Annotated in this window: 1 protein-coding gene; it reads left to right on the forward strand. The window is 70.4% G+C overall.

The features are described from left to right. Window positions 1–257: hypothetical protein (locus tag SB753_RS38985; protein WP_410805408.1), on the forward strand; the 257-nt coding region annotated here is incomplete at both ends.

Raw genomic sequence — 257 nt, forward strand, 5'->3', positions numbered from 1 at the left:
CGGCCCGCGCCTCGCCGCCACCGCGAAAGGCGACATCCGCCACCTGCGCCCGCGCGAGGAAGCCATCGCCGCGTTGGATCGTGCCGCCACGCCTGCACTCCTGCTTTTCCCGCGCTACGGCCACGCCACAGACATCCGCCCTGTCGATCAGGGCGAAACCTTCATGCGCCTGACGCAGGCCTCAACCAACTACACCGCGCTCGGCGAACCGGGCTTCGACAGCCTCAGCCGCTTCGTGCAGAGCGTCCCCGCGCAGG

The sequence above is a fragment of the Paraburkholderia sp. SIMBA_053 genome, assembly GCF_046534895.1.
In the GTDB taxonomy this organism is placed as follows: domain Bacteria; phylum Pseudomonadota; class Gammaproteobacteria; order Burkholderiales; family Burkholderiaceae; genus Paraburkholderia; species Paraburkholderia caledonica.